The sequence below is a fragment of the Anabaena sp. AL09 genome (genome assembly GCF_001672255.1).
In the GTDB taxonomy this organism is placed as follows: Bacteria; Cyanobacteriota; Cyanobacteriia; order Cyanobacteriales; family Nostocaceae; genus Dolichospermum; species Dolichospermum lemmermannii.
In genome coordinates this window covers 19,227-39,509 of sequence record NZ_LJOQ01000085.1, presented here as the reverse complement: position 1 = coordinate 39,509, position 20,283 = coordinate 19,227, and the positions used below count along the sequence as shown (strand labels likewise).

General features: G+C 38.4%; 17 protein-coding genes. 10 read left to right on the top strand and 7 right to left on the bottom strand.

The annotated features are described in order from the left end of the window. Positions 1 to 28: 28 nt before the first annotated feature. Entirely contained in the window at positions 29 to 1,048 is a 1,020-nt protein-coding gene (locus AN490_RS16730; protein ID WP_168634006.1) for a tRNA-dihydrouridine synthase family protein, read from the bottom strand. A 117-nt stretch (positions 1,049 to 1,165) separates the two neighbouring features. Here AN490_RS16730 and polA point away from each other — a divergent pair, with 117 nt between their 5' ends. Both polA and AN490_RS16720 read left to right on the top strand, forming a co-directional pair. Further along, a complete protein-coding gene (polA, locus tag AN490_RS16725) occupies positions 1,166 to 4,069 on the top strand; it encodes a DNA polymerase I (protein ID WP_300005627.1) in 2,904 nt (967 codons plus the stop codon). A 121-nt stretch (positions 4,070 to 4,190) separates the two neighbouring features. After that, positions 4,191 to 5,324, top strand: a complete 1,134-nt coding sequence (locus tag AN490_RS16720) for a saccharopine dehydrogenase-like oxidoreductase (protein ID WP_300005625.1) — start codon at positions 4,191 to 4,193, stop codon at positions 5,322 to 5,324. A 229-nt stretch (positions 5,325 to 5,553) separates the two neighbouring features. On the opposite strand, the gene AN490_RS16715 is transcribed toward AN490_RS16720, so the two are convergent. Further along, positions 5,554 to 6,270: a heme oxygenase (biliverdin-producing) gene (locus AN490_RS16715; protein WP_300005623.1), complete on the bottom strand. Its 717-nt coding sequence runs from the start codon at positions 6,268 to 6,270 to the stop codon at positions 5,554 to 5,556. Between the two features lie 210 nt (positions 6,271 to 6,480). Here AN490_RS16715 and glmM point away from each other — a divergent pair, with 210 nt between their 5' ends. Together glmM and AN490_RS16705 are read left to right on the top strand one after the other, a co-directional pair. Then, complete coding sequence (gene glmM / locus AN490_RS16710; RefSeq protein ID WP_300005621.1) at positions 6,481 to 7,917, top strand: phosphoglucosamine mutase; 1,437 nt, start codon at positions 6,481 to 6,483, stop codon at positions 7,915 to 7,917. A 102-nt stretch (positions 7,918 to 8,019) separates the two neighbouring features. Further along, the gene (locus AN490_RS16705; protein ID WP_053538479.1) at positions 8,020 to 8,658 is read left to right on the top strand and encodes a peroxiredoxin; all 639 of its coding nucleotides are present in this window, start codon (positions 8,020 to 8,022) and stop codon (positions 8,656 to 8,658) included. A 79-nt stretch (positions 8,659 to 8,737) separates the two neighbouring features. Here AN490_RS16705 and AN490_RS16700 read toward each other — a convergent pair whose 3' ends face one another. The 4 genes from AN490_RS16700 to AN490_RS16685 are packed head-to-tail and all read right to left on the bottom strand — an operon-like array spanning position 8,738 to position 11,622. Further along, on the bottom strand, positions 8,738 to 8,920 hold the full coding sequence (locus AN490_RS16700) for a hypothetical protein (protein WP_168632986.1): 183 nt from the start codon (positions 8,918 to 8,920) through the stop codon (positions 8,738 to 8,740). Next, positions 8,910 to 9,818, bottom strand: coding sequence for a hypothetical protein (locus AN490_RS16695; protein ID WP_300005617.1), 909 nt, complete (start codon positions 9,816 to 9,818; stop codon positions 8,910 to 8,912). The genes AN490_RS16700 and AN490_RS16695 overlap by 11 nt, the downstream gene beginning before the upstream one ends. Further along, positions 9,802 to 11,340 (bottom strand): AAA family ATPase, encoded by a 1,539-nt coding sequence (locus tag AN490_RS16690; RefSeq protein WP_300005615.1) that lies wholly within the window; start codon positions 11,338 to 11,340, stop codon positions 9,802 to 9,804. The genes AN490_RS16695 and AN490_RS16690 overlap by 17 nt, the downstream gene beginning before the upstream one ends. 39 nt (positions 11,341 to 11,379) lie before the next feature. After that, positions 11,380 to 11,622, bottom strand: coding sequence for an antitoxin family protein (locus AN490_RS16685; protein WP_300005613.1), 243 nt, complete (start codon positions 11,620 to 11,622; stop codon positions 11,380 to 11,382). Positions 11,623 to 11,892: 270 nt separating this feature from the next. On the opposite strand from AN490_RS16685, the gene AN490_RS16680 reads away from it, so the two are divergent. The 5 genes from AN490_RS16680 to AN490_RS16660 all read left to right on the top strand — a co-directional run bounded on the left by AN490_RS16680 (position 11,893) and on the right by AN490_RS16660 (position 15,307). Next, entirely contained in the window at positions 11,893 to 14,004 is a 2,112-nt protein-coding gene (locus AN490_RS16680) for a TIGR00300 family protein (protein ID WP_300005611.1), read from the top strand. A 104-nt stretch (positions 14,005 to 14,108) separates the two neighbouring features. Then, positions 14,109 to 14,393 carry a DUF1778 domain-containing protein gene (locus tag AN490_RS16675; protein ID WP_300005609.1) on the top strand — a complete coding sequence of 95 codons (285 nt, stop codon included), beginning with the start codon at positions 14,109 to 14,111 and terminating at the stop codon, positions 14,391 to 14,393. A 5-nt stretch (positions 14,394 to 14,398) separates the two neighbouring features. Continuing rightward, positions 14,399 to 14,623 carry a hypothetical protein gene (locus AN490_RS16670; protein WP_300005607.1) on the top strand — a complete coding sequence of 75 codons (225 nt, stop codon included), beginning with the start codon at positions 14,399 to 14,401 and terminating at the stop codon, positions 14,621 to 14,623. A gap of 8 nt (positions 14,624 to 14,631) precedes the next feature. After that, a complete protein-coding gene (locus AN490_RS16665; protein WP_300005604.1) occupies positions 14,632 to 14,757 on the top strand; it encodes a hypothetical protein in 126 nt (41 codons plus the stop codon). Positions 14,758 to 14,800: 43 nt separating this feature from the next. After that, on the top strand, positions 14,801 to 15,307 hold the full coding sequence (locus AN490_RS16660) for a DUF2085 domain-containing protein (protein WP_300005602.1): 507 nt from the start codon (positions 14,801 to 14,803) through the stop codon (positions 15,305 to 15,307). 78 nt (positions 15,308 to 15,385) lie between these two features. Here the strand turns inward: AN490_RS16660 and AN490_RS16655 are convergent, their stop codons facing one another. Then, positions 15,386 to 16,375, bottom strand: coding sequence for an N-acetylmuramoyl-L-alanine amidase (locus tag AN490_RS16655; protein WP_300005600.1), 990 nt, complete (start codon positions 16,373 to 16,375; stop codon positions 15,386 to 15,388). Between the two features lie 163 nt (positions 16,376 to 16,538). Between AN490_RS16655 and bchH the strand changes: the two genes are divergently transcribed. Then, on the top strand, positions 16,539 to 20,276 hold the full coding sequence (bchH, locus tag AN490_RS16650) for a magnesium chelatase subunit H (RefSeq protein WP_300005598.1): 3,738 nt from the start codon (positions 16,539 to 16,541) through the stop codon (positions 20,274 to 20,276). Positions 20,277 to 20,283: the final 7 nt, after the last annotated feature.

Genomic DNA, 20,283 nt, shown 5'->3' with positions numbered 1-20,283 from the left:
ATAAATCCAAACTAAATAGTTGCCATAATTACACGCCCAAAGAGGGTGCTAGGGCTAACGTTTTTGTCAGATCAGCAAGGAGAAAGAGATCGCAGAGGTTAAACAGTTCTACTTCAGTCTGCGCCCGTCTCATCAGCCGCAGGAAATTACCTTCAGTGTCAACACTTAAAGCAATGTAGTTAAGGAACATTTTCAGGTAGCCTACCCGCGCTCGCTCTGGCATAGTTGAGGCTGTGGGAGTTTGACATAAACGATCAATATAATTGCGTACATCTGCTAAAGGAACAGGTGTGATCTGTTCTCCTCGCAAAGCCTGGCGAATTTGATTAAACAGCCAAGGATTGCCAATTGCCCAGCGTCCCACCATCACACCCGCTGCACCGGTTTGCGAAAGCACTTCCAGGGCAGTTGTCGCCGAGTTGATATTACCATTGGCAAGCACTGGACAATCTACCCGTCTTACCGCTTCCGCAATCAAATCATACTTAACTTCCCCGTGATACATATCTTTCACCGTGCGACCATGTAAACTGAGCAAATCAATATTGTGGCGATTGATTATATCGAGAATTTCGGAAAAGTTATCTGTATTTTCAAAGCCTACACGCATCTTCACGGTCAAAGGTTTATCATTCACAGCAGCACGCAGTTCTCCCAAAATCCGCTCGACTTTTTCCGGTTCTCTCAGCAATCCACCGCCAACATTTTTGCGATAGATTCTCGGCGCGGGACAGCCCATGTTTAAATCTACTCCCGCGATATTATATTTGCAGAGTTCCTTTGCTGTTCTCACTAAATCGGGAATACTTTCGCCAATCATTTGTGCAAAAACAGGGCGACCGGTATCATTTTCGGTAATTGCTGCCAGAATTTTAGAATTGAGCCGTGAGGTATCATTGACGCGGAAATACTCGGTAAAGAAGTAGTCAGGACTGCCGTAGTGGGCAATAACTTTCATGAACCACAGGTTTGTCACATCTTGCATGGGCGCAAGAGCAGTGAAGGGTAGGTTTTTCTGAAGCGATTGGGGGAGCGATACCTGGAACATAGAGATGAAGAGCTTTCAACAAAGCATCACTGGATCAAAAAATGGTGACTTAGCTTCTTCAACATAACGCATAAAAAAAATTAGAATAGATTATAGTTTCCCGATTCGGTTAAGCAGTTGACTTTTAATTCTTCAGTTATCAACAAGCCTACATTCATCTTAATTGATGGACACTCACTAGCTTTTCGTTCCTATTTTGCTTTTGCTAAAGGTAGAGATGGTGGACTTCGTACAAAAGCTGGCATTCCTACCAGTGTTTGCTTTGGTTTTTTTAAATGTTTGTTAGAGGTAATCGCTACACAACAGCCCCAAGCAGTAGCTGTGGCTTTTGATTTGGGTTCACCTACTTTTCGTCATCAAGCTGATGATACTTATAAAGCTGGACGTGCAGAAACTCCAGAAGACTTTATTCCCGACTTAGAAAATCTCTATGAGTTACTGCAAAGCTTGAATTTGCCCATACTTACTGCACCTGGTTATGAAGCAGATGATGTATTGGGAACATTAGCACAAAAAGCCGCAGCGTCTGGGTATCGAGTTAAAATACTTTCCGGGGATAGAGATTTATTTCAATTAATTGATGCTGATAAAGAAATTACAGTTTTAAATTTTACTCCAGAAGCTTTAAAACATTCTACAAATAGTATTGCTGAATTTAAAGCAGAAGAAGTTAAAGAAAAATTAGGAGTATTCCCGACACAAGTTGTTGATTTTAAAGCCTTATGTGGTGATAAATCAGATAATATTCCGGGAGTAAAAGGAATTGGTGAAAAGACAGCAGTACAACTATTAAATACTTATAATTCCCTGGAAGAAATTTATGCAGCTATAGATGATATTAAAGGTGCAACTCAGAAAAAACTAATTACTGGTAAAGAAGACGCGGAAAAATCTCGCTATTTAGCCAAGATAGTTTGTGATGTTCCTTTAGAAATTGATTGGGAAGATTGTCAATTAACAGGTTTTGATAATAGCTTACTCATCCCAATTTTAGAGAAATTAGAATTTAAAAGATTTTTAGAGACAATTAATGAGATCCAACTAAAGTTTGGTGGAGAAGTTGTAGAAAATAAAGTATCGGAAATAATCGCCGAAACAGACGATGATTTGTGGTTTTTTAGTGCAGAAGACACAGCACAAGAAATAAAACAAAATGCTTCACCGATTCAACCACGCATTATTAATACAGAAGCTAAATTAACGGAATTGGTAGAACTTTTAAGAAAGTTCACAAATCCAGAAAATCCCGTTTCTTGGGATACAGAAACTACTGCTTTAGAACCACGAGATGCAGATTTAGTGGGAATTGGTTGTTGTTGGGGAACAGAACCAAATGAACTTGCTTATATTCCTATTGGTCATAAAAACGGTGATAATTTAAATCGAGATTTGGTATTAGCAGCACTGCGGCCAATTTTGGAAAGTGCTGATTATCCCAAAGCTTTACAAAATGCTAAATTTGATCGGTTAATTCTGCGGTGTCAAGGCATTAATTTGGCTGGAGTGGTGTTTGATACTATGCTAGCCAGTTATTTGATTAATCCCGATAGCAGTCATAATTTAACTGATTTATCTTTGCGATATTTGGGATTAAGTGGAAAAAGTTATGGAGATTTAGTTCCCAAAGGGAAAACTATTGCTGATATTAGTATTTCTGCGGTTGCTGATTATTGCGGAATGGATGTTTATTCCACATTTGGCTTAGTACCAAAATTACGGGATAAGTTAGCAGAAACACCAACTTTATATAAACTGTTGAATGAAGTTGAACAACCGTTAGAAGCAGTTTTAGCGGAACTTGAATATACAGGAGTTCGCATTAATTCAGCTTATCTCAAAGAACTTTCACAGCAGTTAGAAATAGAATTAGCAAGGTTAGAAATAACAGCTACCGAAATTGCTGGGGAAAAATTTAATTTAGGTTCTCCTAAACAACTGAGTCATATTCTCTTTGAGAAATTATGTTTAAGTACCAAATATTCTCGCAAAATTCAAACTGGTTATTCTACAGACGCTGCAACTTTAGAAAAACTTCAAGAAGTTGATAATACTGGATTTGTAGAAGCGATTATTGAAAATCGGACTTTATCAAAATTAAAATCTACCTATGTAGATGCTTTACCAGCTTTGGTACATCCCAAAAGCCAAAGATTACATACTGATTTTAACCAAACTGCAACTTCTACGGGTAGGTTATCTTCTTCTCATCCCAATTTACAAAATATCCCCATTCGGACTGCTTTTAGCCGACAAATTAGAAAGGCGTTTTTACCGGAATCAGGTTGGTTAATGGTAGCTGCTGATTACTCACAAATTGAGTTAAGGATTTTGGCGCATTTGAGTCAAGAACCTGTATTAATTCAAGCCTATCAGCAAAATGAAGATATTCATACTGTAACGGCAAAATTAGTCTTTGAGAAAGAAGATATTAGTTCAGATGAAAGACGTTTTGCGAAGACGATTAATTTTGGGGTAATTTATGGTATGGGAGCGCAAAAGTTTGCCAGAGAAACGGGAATAAATCCGATAGATGCGAAATTGTTTATTGAGCGATTTAATGAAAGATACGCCAATGTTTTTGCATATTTGGAGAAAGTGAAAAAAGAAGCTATTGCTTATGGTTATGTGGAAACTATTTTGGGTAGACGACGTTATTTTGAGTTTACTAGTAATAGTTTACGGCAGTTAAAAGGTAGTAAGTTAGAAGATATTAATTTGCAGAAGTTAAAGAATTTAGGTCAATATGATGCTGGGTTACTCCGTTCTGCTGCCAATGCACCAATTCAAGGTTCTAGTGCGGATATTATCAAAATAGCAATGGTGCAACTCCATGCAGTTCTGAGGAACTATCAAGCGCGGTTATTGTTACAAGTTCATGATGAATTAGTCTTTGAAGTTCCTCCCCAAGAGTGGTCCCAATTGCAACCACAAATTAAGTCGCTAATGGAAAATGCTGTTTCTTTATCTGTTCCTTTAGTCGTTGATATTCATGCGGGGGATAATTGGATGGAAACTAAGTGAACTACCTATATCCCACATTCCGTAATCTCACTTTCACAATTGGTAATTATTGCCGAAAAAATGTAAATCAAGCATAATTAACCCTCAATACCTTGGCCATTTTTCTGCTGTGTTGGGTTTGATGCTATTGCTTTGTAAACGTTCCACAACCCAATCTATAAATCAATATTTTTTTCCATTTGGCAAAGGTATTGATATAATAGTGGTTTTATCTGAAAATTTAGGTTTATGCCGCTTTACTAAATTAATTATGAACACACAACCAACAAACCAACCTATTCGCGTCGGAGTCCTGGGATTTGGTGGACTCGGACAAGCAGCAGCAAAACTCCTCGTCAGCAAACGAGAAATGATCTTAGTTGCAGCCGCAGACCAAAAGGGCTACGCTTATTCCACCCAAGGCTTAAATACTCAAGCTTGTATTACCACTTACCAAAATCAAGGTACAGTCGGTTATTTAGAACCAGTTGGAACATTAAGCAATAGCAGTATTCAGGATTTAATCGCCACCGGTCAACCTGTAGATGGTTATTTTCTGGCTTTACCCAACCTTCCTAATGACTTTATTCCCTCGGTAGCCAAAGAGTTCATTAAAGCAGGTTGGCGCGGTGTCCTAGTGGATGCCATTAAACGCACCAGTGCAGTCGAACAACTCCTGGCCATGAAAGACGAACTGCAAGCAGCGGGAATTACATACATGACTGGCTGTGGTGCTACTCCTGGACTGTTAACCGCCGCCGCCGCTTTAGCTGCCCAAAGTTACGCCGAAATTCACAACGTGGAAATTACCTTCGGTGTGGGAATTGCTAACTGGGAAGCCTACCGCGCCACTGTTCGGGAAGATATTGGTCATATGCCAGGTTATAGTGTAGAAGCCGCTAGAGCCATGACTGACGCAGAAGTAGAAGCATTACTCGATCAAACTAATGGTGTGTTAACTTTGGTAAATATGGAACACGCCGATGATGTCATGCTAGAAGTCGCGGGAATTTGTTCACGGGATAGAGTCACAGTTGGTGGTGTTGTTGATACCCGCAACTCTAAAAAGCCCCTAAGTACCAATGTGAAAATTACAGGACGTACCTTTGAGGGGAAGATATCCACTCACACCTTTACATTAGGCGATGAAACCAGCATGGCCGCTAATGTCTGTGGTCCTGCCTTTGGTTATCTCAAAGCCGCTCAGGAATTGCATCAACGCGGCATTTATGGCTTATTCACGGCTGCGGAAATCATGCCTAAATTTGTGAAATAGGTCAGTTGTCAGTTGGAGAAATCTACCATCTACTCCCTGCGGCTGCTTCTGCTTCTTTCTCTAAGGGGGTGTTTGAAAAGTCTAATTTATTACACCCCTAGGTGTAGTAGCGATTTATAATCGCCGGCAACTTTTCAAACACTTTCCGGTGTGATGAGGTACTTATGTAGCGGGCAAGATGCCCGCACTACAAGAGTTTCATAATTCAAGTTTGTATCTCATTAGAGTGTCAATCAGCAGTTACCAATTCAGTGCTACCTTTTGTCCGTTTCCGAGTCATGGCATTGTAAACCATGATGCCAATCGCTTTAATCAAATTACCTTCCAACTCTTGGAACATCTTCATGTTCACACCAAAAGCGGCATTTGCTTCTTCAGTAATGCGATCGCCTGTAGTATCATCAATAGGCATAGCATCTAAATTGGCTCTATACTTAGCCTTAAATGCCTTCTCATCGGTAATATCTGCAAATTCATAAAAAGCAGTTCCTTCACCTTCACCCAATTTCATCGCCGTTTGGGCAATATTTTTGAGGATTTGTCCCCCGGATAAATCACCTAGATAACGGGTATAGGAATGAGCAATTAATAATTCTGGTTCAGTCGCAGAAATTTCCCGAATCCGGTTTACATAAGCCGCACCCGCAGCAGATAATTTAATTTCCTCTCGCCAATTGTAACCATAGTAGTAAGTTAAGTCTTGCTCCAAGGTATGCTTGCGGTTAAGTTCAGGAAAGTAAATTTTGCTCAAAATTGGGTGATGCTTGTGTTTTTCCATTTCCTCTTCCATAGCCGAGTAAATGAAGTAAAAGTTAGCAACCAACTTGCGGTAGGAGTTTTTTTCCACAACTCCCTTCAAAAAACACTTGACAAAACCCACGTTTTCTGCCATGGTGTGTGCTTTCTTTGTACCTATGCGTAATTTGCTTGCTAAATTGCTGCTCATATTAAAATTCTCAACTGTAAAAAAATTAACTGTGAAAGTTTTCTGCCCATAATGGTGAAAAAACCCCATTAAAACGTAAGATTAAAACTATTTGATGAGAATTTATATTAAAAATAATTAAGCAATGAGTTCCTTTGGCGTTTTATTAACGTCAAGGATAATGGAAGAAAGTGCTATTGTCCTGTGTGATTGTGTGGAGTTTTTAAATTTATGGTTTCATCAATGGCTCGAACTCAAGACTGCATTTCCGAAATTGAAAATAGTGGGATGTTCAATTCCATACCACTACCAACCAATGCTTTATTTGGTACAGATGGCATTCGCGGCAAGGTGGGAGACTTACTGAATGCACCTTTGGCTTTACAAGTGGGTTTTTGGGCGGGAATTGTCCTCCGTAATTATGCCACTGATCTAGGACCAATTATCCTAGGACAAGACTCCAGAAACTCCAGTGATATGTTAGCCATGGCTTTGAGTGCTGGGTTAACCGCTGCTGGTTTAGAAGTGTGGTATTTGGGATTATGCCCCACACCTTGTGTAGCCTATCTGGCCAGCATCACTAATGCCATTGGGGGAATCATGATTTCCGCCAGCCACAATCCCCCAGAAGACAATGGAATTAAGATCTTTGATGCCCAGGGTGGAAAGTTATCCAAAGCCCTACAAGGGGAAATTGAGGCGGGATTACGAGGTCAATTATCCCCCGATTTGAACATAAATAATTGCGGCAGACATTATTCACGAACAGAGTTAATTAAAACATATAGCCAGTCTATCCAAACACCTTTAGCATCTGGACTGACTCTCCAAGGCATGAAGATTGTTTTAGATTTAGCTTGGGGTGCAGCGGTGGGTTTAGCACCGGCGGTATTTACAGAAATGGGTGCGGAGGTCATTTGTTTACATAATCAGGCAGATGGCGATCGCATTAATGTCAATTGCGGTTCTACACATTTGGATATTCTCCAAGCCGCTGTAGTCGCCAATCAAGCCGATATGGGTTTTGCTTTTGACGGCGATGCAGATCGGGTTTTAGCTGTGGATAATACGGGCAGATCCGTTAATGGTGATTACATTCTTTACCTGTGGGGTCGCCATTTACAACAAAAACAACAACTCCCAGATAACTTGATAGTTTCCACTGTTATGGCTAATTTAGGCTTTGAAAGAGCTTGGGAACAAATAGGTGGTAAATTAATTCGTACCGCTGTTGGTGATCAATATGTGCAAGCGGAAATGCAGAAAACTGGGGGAATGTTGGGAGGAGAACAATCGGGACATATCCTGTGTAGTCATTATGCCATGACTGGAGATGGTTTATTAACAGCTTTGCATATTGCAGCGCTAGTGAAAGAGGCTAATCTTTCCTTGGGAGAAATGGTAGATCAAAGTTTCCAAACCTATCCCCAAATCTTACGGAATGTGCGAGTATTAGATCGGGAACGACGCTTAGGATGGGAAAGTTGTCAACCTGTGCAACAAGCGATCGCTAAAGCCGAAGTCGCAATGGGTGATAATGGCAGAGTCCTCGTCCGGGCTTCGGGAACAGAACCTGTAATTAGAGTTATGGTAGAGGCCGCTAATGCTGAACTTGTCCACCATTGGACAAATGAATTAGTCTCAAAAGTTGAGGAACACCTAACTTAAAATTTTGTTGCAAACCGCGATAGCCCGATAGGATAATCGGTCTTTTGTGTCATAATGTCACGGTAGAATATAGATGTCTTTTTAGAATACAGGGAATCTTACATGACTCTTCGTCTTGGTGATACAGTACCTAACTTTACTCAAGCCTCTACTCATGGGGAAATTGACTTTTACGCCTGGGCTGGTGATAGCTGGGTGGTACTATTTTCTCATCCTGCTGACTTTACACCAGTTTGCACCACCGAACTCGGCACAGTTGCCAAACTCAAACCAGAATTTGACAAACGCAATGTGAAAGCGATCGCATTGAGTGTTGATGATGTAGAATCTCATAATGGCTGGGTTGGTGACATTGAAGAAACCCAAAGCACCACTCTCAATTACCCAATTTTGGCAGATCCAGATCGTAAAGTTTCGGAACTTTATGATATGATTCACCCTAACGCAGCGGCGACTGTTACCGTGCGTTCTGTGTTTGTCATTGACAACAACAAAAAACTCCGTCTGACTTTCACCTATCCTCCCAGCACTGGCCGCAACTTTGATGAAATCTTGCGCGTCATTGATTCTCTGCAATTAACTGATAATTACAGTGTTGCTACCCCCGCAGACTGGAAAGATGGTGAAGATGTGGTGATTGTCCCTTCTTTGAAAGATCCTGAAGTCCTCAAGGCTAAGTTTCCTAAAGGTTATGAAGAAATTAAACCTTATTTGCGGATGACTCCTCAACCTAACAAATAGGTTTTTATAACAGCAAATATTGCTTTCTATTGTAGGGTGGGTTAGCAACGGTGTAACCCACCATTACTTGTTTTTTGTTTTACACTCTCGTTGCATTACTTATTTTTTGTTGAAGAGAAGTAATAATTTCAGGAGTTAATTCTGCTTCTGGTTGTACCACTTCACGTTCGGCTAAAACCGATTTAATTTGACTTTCGGAAGCTTTTCCTAAACCTTGTAACAGTGTTTTAAAGCTTTGATTACTAGCTGTGTTAGTTGTCATAATTTGATATTTGGTTATTTGAAAACTTGATTGCTAATCTATTTATTAGATTAAGTAACTTTAATTCTTTTTCGATTTTTCCTTTGTCTTCAGATTCTTTTATATTAATTTTAATAAATTGCCTATTTGATACTAAAGTTACATGATTGATATCATTTGATAATAAATAGTTGATATAAATTCCTTCTCTATCCTGACCATTTGAAAAGTTTTTAGAATAATATTCATCTTGTATGCGTTTTGGTAATGCTCTTGTTGTTAAAATTTCTTCAATAAATAAAGTATTTGATTCAGTAATTTCTTGATGATTATATTTGTCCGTCCATTCATTTAACTTAGAAACATAAGGATATAGTTCAGCCTTATTCTTATATTGAATTGGTAAAATAATGAAACCTTTTAAAGCCTCTTCGGCTATTTCTTTCTTGGGAACTCTTGAAGTAAATGGAGTTAATAAAATTCCTTGAAATTTAATTTTTAGTTTTGTAGGTAAATGATCAGAAATTTCACTTTTTAAAATATCTCTTAATTCTAAAATTTGTTCTATTCCATGTTTCAACTCATCACTACTTTTACCTTTCATTTCAATAATTGTACAAATGCAAGATTTAGAATCAATATAAAGAGACATATAATCTGCTCTTTTGACTTTTTCACCTCTTATTAAAGGATCATTTTTACAATGATCTCTATCTATTTTGAATAAAATACATATAGCATCATTTTGAGAATCTAAAGTTATACGAAAATGTACTCCACTTTCTTGTGGAGCATTTCTTCCTGGCATTGTACGCATTGTAGCAAAAACCAGCATATTTTCTAGAAAATTAAAATTTTGCCAATTGAGTTTATCTTGTTTGTCTTTGAGAATTTGAGCAGGATTATTCTTCTGTTTCATCTGCTTTTCCTTGTCCTGCTTCATAAATTTGAAAAAACTTTTGTTGAATATCTACAGAAACATCACTTAAAGTATCCCATTTAATACCGGAATCTGGATCATTTAATGAAACTAATTTATTATCTTTCATTTCATACGCGCTAACTTGATCAATAGGTAAAAATGCTCTTTCATCTTGAAGATATAAATATGAACATTGATGTTTTAATAGTTCAGGATTGTTATGATTACCATTAACTAAATTTTCCAGATGTGCCATAATATATGGACTATGGGTTGTGAGTAAAATTCTTACACCAAGATTAACAAGAATAGATAATGCTTCCAGCAGCTTTGCTTGTGATTCTGGGTGTAAGTTCATTTCTGGTTCATCTATTACCAGAAAATCACCTTTACTTGCACGATATCTTAAATATAAAAGTAATGGTGCAAGTTGCCTGATAGAAGAAGAAGCATTATATAGATCAATTTCTAAACCTTTTTTAACTAAAACTTTTATTTCTTTTCCACCTAGCTTAGTAGGTTTTAAATTAGTTTTATTTTTGTTTTGTAGCTGTTTTTCAATTTCATCTGCTAATTTCTGAAATTCGTTTTTATTTATTGGATTAATCTTCGGTATTGTTTGAAGTTCTATTTCAGATAATAAATGTAAAAAATCTTCCACTGGTTGTGGATAACGAACATCATCTTGATCGCTTTCAGATAATAAATTTAAAAAATCTTCTAAATCTTCTACTGCTTGTGAATAACGAATATCATCTTGATCGGTTTGATCTTTTAACACATCAAATAAACTAAGCTGTTTTACTGAATCACTGTTACTAAATAATTCTCTTTTATTTTTTTTAAGAAGTTCATATCGTCTATTCTGTAAGATTTTATAGGTATTTATAAAAGCATTTCTTTCCGCAGGGAATGGGTAGCTGCTACCAAAAAGTTTCCGTTTAATGTTAAGGATAAATATTACATCAGGTTTATGTTTAAAAGCACGCATAAATTCTGATATATTTAAGTTATTTTGTTCAGTTTTAGCTAAATCTCTAGATTGGAGTTCAAAGCATAAAATATCATCTTGATAACTTATTTTATAATAAGTAGTATCTGCTAAATGTAAATATTCTTCCTGAATTAATTTATTGATTGCATTTTTGACTTCTTGGCGAGAAATTATCATCTCAAATGATGTTTGATAAAAAAGTTTACCACTTGAATCTTGAAAAAATGATTTTAGAATTTCTCCTTTAAAAACCCTGGACATCTCTTCAGACTCTCTGATAAAAAAATCCAGCAGCTTATTATCTATTTTCAGTGACCAAAGACCTTCACCTTTCTGTTCAATCCCTAATTGATCAGATGTAATATTGGTTGAATTGATATTTGTACCAGCACGCTGCCATAAACCATAGGTAGAATAAGCAATATAAGTTTTACCTGAGTTATTAGGTCCAATAATTACTGTCAAAGGACGCAAATCTAACTCTGTTTCTTGAATACTGCCTAAGTTAGAGAATTTGATTTTCATTTTTCGTCTATATTCCAAATAGAAAATACCATTTTAGTATCAACGGCGTTCATGCAGCATCTCCCGTGTAAAATGAGGTGCATTTAATGGAATCGGATTTTGCTGCATTCGTGAAATTAGAGATTTGAGAAAACGTTGTTTACTTTCTACATCGGAAATGGGAGGTAAAACAACAAAATTTGATTGGATGAGTAATTCCACTTCAGAACCTTCAGGTAAATTACAGGCTGTTTCCAAAATGAATGTGCCGTTACGATAGACTGCTTTTAGGGTAGGGGGCATAATAAAAAACTCCATAACTTAATTATTGTAGAGCAAGTTAAGCCAATAATCAGAATCACCCATCAATTAACAAGTTAATATTACATTCAAATACAACCATTTTGCCTATCTCTCACATTGTCCCTAGCAGTTATAGAATAATAACGATATCCTTGTAAAGCCTACCAAGAGCAAAAGGTAGAGGTTAAGTAGCAGATTTGACAGAATTAAAACACCAAAACTCTGTATCCAGAAGAAATTAGTAGCATTTTAGAAGTTAGTAAGATTTTTATGGTTTCCCAAATTCGGTTTTTGATGTGCGCTCCTGACCATTATGATGTGGATTATGTGATTAATCCTTGGATGGAAGGGAATATTCATAAGTCATCACGCGATCGCGCCGTAGAGCAATGGAATAAATTATACAATGTAATTAAAAATCACGCCATTGTTGATTTAGTGCCTCCCCAAAAAGGCTGGCCTGATATGGTATTCAGTGCTAATGCGGGTTTAGTCCTTGGTCAAAATGTCGTTCTCAGCCGCTTTTTACATAAAGAACGTCAAGGTGAAGAACCGTATTTTCAACAGTGGTTTGAACAAAATGGTTTTAATGTTTACACACTTCCCAAAGACCTCCCCTTTGAAGGTGCTGGTGACGCACTCCTCGACCGAGAAGGACGCTGGTTATGGGCTGGATATGGTTTTCGGTCAGAATTAGATTCTCACCCCTACCTGGCTAAATGGCTGGACATTGAGGTGATTTCTCTACGCTTAATGGATGAGCGTTTTTATCATCTTGATACCTGTTTTTGTCCTTTGGCGAATGGTTATTTGCTGTATTATCCTGGTGCATTTGATTCCTACTCCAACCGCGTGATTGAAATGCGCGTCGCACCCGAAAAACGGATAGCTATTGAAGAAGCTGATGCTGTCAACTTTGCTTGTAATGCGGTGAATGTGGATAGCATCGTGATTATGAACAAAACCAGTGAGAGTTTAAAATCACGGTTAGCAGAGGTTGGTTTTCAAGTTATTGAAACACCATTAAAGGAATTTCTCAAAGCCGGTGGTGCGGCTAAATGCTTGACTTTGCGGGTAACAGAACCTATTGGCGAGGAAATTCACGCTAATGCTTCTGTAGAAAGTCGTGTCATCCGCATGGAAGGACACTTATTAGATGCAGGTTTAATTAACCGCGCTTTAGATTTAATTGTGGAAATGGGGGGAAGTTTCCAAGTTCTCAAATTCAACTTGGGAGAACAACGTCAAAGTACATCTGCGGCTGAGGTGAGGGTATCTGCACCATCTCACGATGTGATGGAAGAAATTATCTCCCAGTTGATTGATTTGGGTGCGGTTGATTTACCCCAAGATGAACGAGATTCTAAGTTAGAACCTGTGATCCAAGCGGGTGTTGCTCCTGATGATTTCTATGTCAGCACGATTTATCCCACTGAAATTCGGGTAAATGGACAATGGCTGAAGGTGCAAAATCAACGCATGGATGGAGCGATCGCTATTTCCACAACTCCTAATGGTATAGTAGCAAAATGCAAACTCCTCCGTGATTTAGAAATAGGCGATAAAGTAATTGTGGATGTGTTCGGTATTCGCACCGTTCGCAAAGCCGAATCACGCGAACAACGCAATTCCCAAGAGTTCAGCTTTATGTCTTCCGGTGTTTCCAGCGAAAGACGGGTGGAATTAGTTGTGGAACAAGTGGCTTGGGAATTACGTAAAATCAAGGATAGCGGTGGTAAAGTAGTTATCACTGCTGGACCCGTTGTGATTCATACAGGTGGGGGTGAACATCTCTGTCGCTTAGTGCGAGAAGGCTATGTACAGGGTCTTTTGGGTGGAAATGCGATCGCTGTTCATGATATGGAACAAAATATCTTGGGTACTTCCCTGGGTGTGGATATGAAGCGGGGTGTAGCTGTGCGTGGTGGACACCGACATCATTTAAAAGTAATTAATACTATCCGCCGTTTTGGTAGCATTGCTAAAGCTGTAGAAGCGGGAGTGGTGAAAAGTGGGGTGATGTATGAATGTGTGAAAAATAACATTCCCTTTTCCCTCGCTGGTTCAATTCGGGATGATGGTCCCTTACCCGATACCCAAATGAACCTGATTTTAGCACAACAGGAATATTCCCAAATCATCCAAGGTGCAGACATGATTCTGATGCTGTCTTCCATGCTGCATTCTATTGGGGTGGGAAATATGACTCCGGCTGGTGTGAAGATGGTTTGTGTGGACATTAACCCGGCTGTGGTGACAAAATTGAGCGATCGCGGTTCAATAGAATCTGTAGGTGTGGTGACAGATGTGGGTTTATTCCTCAGTTTGTTAACTCAGCAATTGGATAAGTTAACGAGTCCTTATGTTGCTAATGTAGGTTAATATCAACCGCATAGTTTTTTAGTCAAAATTGCGGGCTTTTGCCCGCATCACAATATGGAAATTTGTTATTATTACAATAGTGATGGTTAAATGAGGATAATATTATGGCTATCCAAGTTAATGATAAAGAAATAATTTCCCTAGAAATTAGCACAAAAGATAAAAAAAGACTAGAACAAATTGCTTTAGTTAAAGGAGTAAGTCTGAATGAATATTTATTAGCAATTGCTCTCAATGAAGCTGAAAAAATCGAGAATAATTTAATTAGTGAGGAAATTAATCTTTCTGATAAAGATTGGGAAATTGTGATTTCATCTATAGAAAATCCATCAGCAATTAATCCTAAATTAAGAAAAGCGATTGAACGTTATCAAAAAGAATATCAATAATAAACATGACATATATAATTTGTTCTATAAATGACAAAAGAGTTATTAGGGATAACTTTGATTGTGGTGTTTCCGAATTAAATGAATATCTGAAAAAATATGCTAAACAAAATGATAAAAAGGGAATTGCTAAAACTTGGATAGCCATTTTAGACGATAAAGAGGGAGATGCTTTAGGTTATTATTCTATAATAATCCTGAACAACTTTGGCTACGCTGGTGGGATTTAGATAGTAATTTGTTATTGGTAGGTCAGGAAGAAGCCCAATTACAAAAATTAAGGGCTGAAAAAGCAGAAGTTAAAGCTGCAAAATTAGCAGCACGTCTACGGGAAATGGGTATAAATCCAGATGATGATTTATAATTAAATAAACGAACCACTCCAGGCACAGAGGACACAGAGAAAAATGCAACGGGCTATTTTACTAAGAGATTTACAGTTTAAACAAGTTAATTGGGTAAGTTTTTTGGCTGATTTCCTGTTAGCTGGGATGGTTTTTGGTCCCCCTATTGCACCTTTTTTGGCTGCGTCTGCTGTGTTTTTGCTTCCGGGGATTGCGGACATTATTTACTTTATGGGTAATCATGTATGTCCGCAGCCTACTATGGGTTTGGAGTTATCTCCACCTTTCATTATGGCGGTTTGTATGCGCTGTTATGGAACGGTATCAGGTTTATTGATGACTCGGATTTTGTATGGTTTAACTAATGGCAAAGGCGTTTTTTGGTTAAGTCAATATGCTTGGACTGGTGCGGCTTTTGCTAGTGTGTTGATGATGGCTTATCCCTTGGAATTAGCAGCGCAGATTTTCGGTTTATGGGATTTTAATAATTATATTGTTACCCCTTTTGGTTTAATTACGGGTTTGGCTTGGGGTTTATTTGCTATGCCAATTTTGCATTTTCGCAGATAGGAAGAGGGAGATTTACTCCCTATTTATCAGTAGTATTCTTTGAGGAATTAGGGATCAATAAATTAAATAAAAATTTATCTAACCTACCAATTTTTGCCAAGTAATTGCCCCAATAATACCATCAGCAGTTAAACCGTTTTGTTGTTGAAATTTCTTGATTGCTGCTTCTGTTTGTGGACCATAGATACCATCAGGATCAGCACCGACACGATATTGTAAATATCTGATAATTACACCACTAGTATGAGTTCCTTGCACAACTCGTTTAGCTAATATTTGATTGAGGGCATCCCAGGTGGTATTACCTGCTATTCCTGTGGGTAAAACTCCCACAATTCTCTGAAATTTTTCCGTTGCGGAAGATGTAGCTTGTCCCATGCTATTATCTTCGACTAGGGTCCGATTATTTTTATCAGTAATTTTCAGCCGATTTAAAGCTTTTTGTAGTCTGAGAATGCTCTTATCTTTATTCTGTTCTTCATCTATAACAGTATTTACAGGAGCATTAGGCACAGGATTTACAGGCACATCAGAAGCAGGATTTACAGAAGTATTTGCTACTTTACCTGTCAACCCGGCAACTATCGCATTAGCCATTGTTTCACCATCATATAGTTGTATATCTTTGGCAGAATCAATGAAGCAACATTCTATAAGAATTCCTGGCATATTTGTTCTTCTGAGAACATACAAATGTGAGCCACTTTTAACACCACGATTAAAAAAGCCCAATTTGACAATTTCATCTAATACTTTTTGGGCAACTTTTTTGCCAGCGTCGCTGATAGCAAATACTTCTGTTCCATTAGCTTGTCCATTAAAAGCATTAAAATGAATAGAGACAAAAATATCTACTCGGTTACTATTGGCTTTTTCGCACCGGCTACCTAAAGATTGATTTACTGTCCTGGCACTATTCGGTTTACAGGCAATTACTGTATGTCCTAAATTTTCTAATTTAGCTATAACCTTATTACCCACTTCCATTGTTAACTTATTTTCGGATTTAATTCCCTTTGCACCACTATCGGGAGGGCAATTGTGACCAATATCAAGACCGAATTTCATTTGTATCTCCTTAATTGACTTTTTTACTATGCCAAGAGTCTGCTACTGGTTAATATAGTTCCAAAAAGCATAGACATTATTTTAATCTCTAGGTAGAGATTCCCCCATTAATCTCCAAAAATGTTTAAGATCAATGTAAAGAAATATTTCGTAGCAAAAGCGCATGAAACGCATTGTCTTGATTGCTGGGTTTGAATCGTTTAACGCGGACTTGTACCGAAAAGCGGCTGATTTGGCTAATTCCCGGTGTCCAGAGTTGGATATTCGAGTATTTAGCGATCGCAATATTACCACCAATAGCACGGAAGTAGCAGCGGCACTTAAAAACGCAGATGTATTCTTTGGTAGCTTACTCTTTGATTATGACCAAGTTGTATGGTTGCGGGAGCGTGTCGCTAACATCCCTATCCGGCTCATTTTCGAGTCAGCACTGGAATTAATGAGTTTAACCAAAATAGGAGCATTTGCGATTGGTGACAAACCCGCAGGAATGCCCAAACCCATTAAATTCATCCTGGACAAATTCAGCAACGGTAAAGAAGAAGACAAACTTGCCGGTTATATCAGTTTCCTGAAAATCGGACCAAAGTTATTAAAATTCATCCCCGTCCAAAAAGTCCAAGACCTTCGTAACTGGTTAATTATCTATGGTTACTGGAACGCCGGCGGTTCAGAAAACGTCGCTTCCTTATTTTGGACAATTGCGGAAAAATACTTAGAGTTAAAAGTTGGAGATATACCCCCACCCATGGAAACCCCCGATATGGGGTTATTACATCCTGATTATCAAGGATTTTTTACATCACCCAAAGCATACTTAGAATGGTATCAAAGAAGGAGTCAGGAGTCAGGAGTCAGGAGTCAGGAGAAAGAAAGGAATAAAATTACCCAGTCCCCAATCATCGGTATTTTACTTTACCGAAAGCACGTCATCACCAAATTGCCCTATATTCCCCAACTAATCCGCTATTTTGAAAAAGCGGGTTTGACTCCCTTACCCATCTTTATCAACGGTGTAGAGGGACACGTAGCCGTTAGAGATTGGATGACCAGCGACTACGAAACCCAAGAACGTCAAAGAGGTAAAATTGAAACCCTTTCCCTTTCCGCAGAATCGGTAAAAATTGATGCCATAGTTTCTACCATTGGTTTTCCCCTGGTTGGTGGTCCGGCTGGTTCAATGGAAGCCGGAAGACAGGTGGAAGTAGCTAAACGCATTCTCACAGCCAAAAATGTTCCTTATATAGTTGCTGCACCCTTATTAATTCAAGACATTCATTCTTGGACAAGGCAAGGCGTAGGCGGTCTGCAAAGTGTTGTCTTATATGCTTTGCCAGAATTAGATGGCGCAATTGATACAATTCCTCTCGGTGGTTTAGTTGGGGAACAAATTTATTTAGTTCCTGAACGAATACAGCGATTAACTAATAGAGTTAAAAGCTGGATTTCTCTCCGCCAAAAACCTATTTCTCAACGGAAAATTGCCATTATTTTATATGGTTTTCCCCCTGGTTATGGTGCTGTAGGAACTGCTGCATTATTAAACGTTCCTCGCAGTTTAATTAAATTACTTCATGCACTGAAAGAACAGGGTTATACAGTTGGTGAAATTCCCGAAGATGGTGAAGAATTAATTCGCCAAATTAAAGCAGCGGATGAAATTAATCCCCTGGTAGAAAATAACATAAAAGACATCACAACTGTTAATGCTAGAACATTAGAAAAATGGTTGGGCTATCTTTTTACATCTCGCATTGAAAAACAATGGAAATATCTGACTGGTAGCGGCATTAAAACCTATGGAGACGAGTTTAATATTGGTGGTGTGCAATTAGGAAATGTGTGGATAGGTGTCCAGCCACCTTTGGGAATTCAAGGAGATCCCATGCGGTTAATGTTTGAAAGAGATCTAACCCCCCATCCTCAATATGCAGCTTATTATAAATGGTTACAAAACGATTTTCAAGCTGATGCAGTTGTTCATTTTGGAATGCACGGAACCGTAGAATGGTTGCCCGGTTCACCATTAGGAAATACTGGCTATTCTTGGTCTGATATTCTCTTAGGAAATCTGCCCAATCTCTACATTTATGCCGCAAATAATCCTTCAGAATCAATTTTAGCCAAACGTCGCGGTTATGGCGTGTTAATTTCTCACAATGTCCCTCCCTATGGACGCGCTGGTTTGTATAAGGAATTGGTAAATATCCGCGATTTAATTGCAGAATATCGAGAAGATCCAGAAAAGAATTATCTGTTAAAAGAAGGCATTTGTAAAAAGATAGTTGATACTGGATTGGAGGTGGATTGTCCTTTTGATGATGCGAAAAGGTTGGGTATTCCCTTTACGCCGGAAAATGTGAGGATGTTTAGTAATCACGCTTTTGATCATTATTTGGTGAAGTTGTATGAGTATCTCCAAGTTCTCGAAAATCGTCTTTTTTCTTCTGGTTTACATACTTTAGGTGAAGCACCAAATCAGGAGGAGTTAACTGGTTATTTGGATGCTTATTTTGGGGGAGAGAATGAACCACGTTCGCGCAGCGTCCCGGAGGGATATAGAAGCGAAGAACACGAAGGAAGAAAGGAAGAAGAAAGAAAGGAAATTACAAGGTTATTAAATCAGTCTACTGATGAGTTAACGAATCTTTTAAGGGGTTTAAATGGTGAGTTTATTCCTCCTGCACCTGGTGGGGATTTGTTAAGGGATGGTGCTGGGGTGTTACCTACGGGTAGGAATATTCATGCTTTAGATCCTTATAGAATGCCTTCTCCTGCTGCTTTTGCACGGGGTAAGGAAATTGCTAAGAAAATTATTTCTCAGTCTTTAGATGAAAATAAGAAATATCCCGAAACTGTAGCAGTTTTATTATGGGGTTTGGATGCTATTAAGACTAAGGGTGAATCTTTGGGAATTCTCTTGGAATTGGTGGGTGCTGAACCTGTGAAGGAGGGAACTGGACGCATTGTTAGATATGATTTAAAACCTCTTGCTGATGTTGGACATCCCCGTATTGATGTGTTAGCAAATCTATCGGGAATTTTCCGGGATAGTTTTGTGAATATCATTGAATTGTTAGATGATTTATTTCAACGGGCTGCGGAAATTGATGAACCGGAGGAAATGAATTTTATTAGAAAACACGCTTTGATTTTAAAAGCCCAAGGTGTGGAAAATTCTTCCGCAAGATTGTTTTCTAATCCCTCTGGTGATTTTGGTTCTTTGGTTAATGATAGAGTTGTTGATGGTAATTGGGAATCTGGAGAAGAGTTGGGGGATACTTGGGAAAGTCGCAATGTTTTTAGTTATGGTAGAAATGATAAAGGACAAGCTAGACCAGAAGTATTGCAGACATTATTAAAAACTAGCGATCGCATTATTCAAGAAATAGATTCGGTAGAATATGGTTTAACCGATATTCAGGAATATTATGCCAATACGGGAGGTTTGAAAAAAGCTGCCGAAAAGCAAAGTGGAAAAAAAGTACAAGCCAGTTTTGTCGAAAGTTTTTCTAAAGACACCACACCCCGCAATTTAGATGATTTATTGCGAATGGAATACCGAACTAAGTTATTAAATCCCAAATGGGCTGACGCAATGGCTAATCAAGGTTCTGGTGGTGCTTTTGAAATTTCCCAACGCATGACGGCTTTAATTGGTTGGGGTGGTACTGCTGATTTTCAAGATGATTGGGTTTATGATCAAGCCGCAGAAACTTATGCTTTAGATCCAGAAATGGCGGAAAAATTACGCAAAGCCAATCCTGAAGCTTTTAGAAATATTGTGGGGAGAATGTTGGAAGCATCGGGACGCGGTTTATGGCAAGCTGATGGAGATAAGTTGGATAAGTTGCGAAAGTTATATGATTTGACTGATGAGGAATTGGAAGGAGTGACGTAAAAAATCT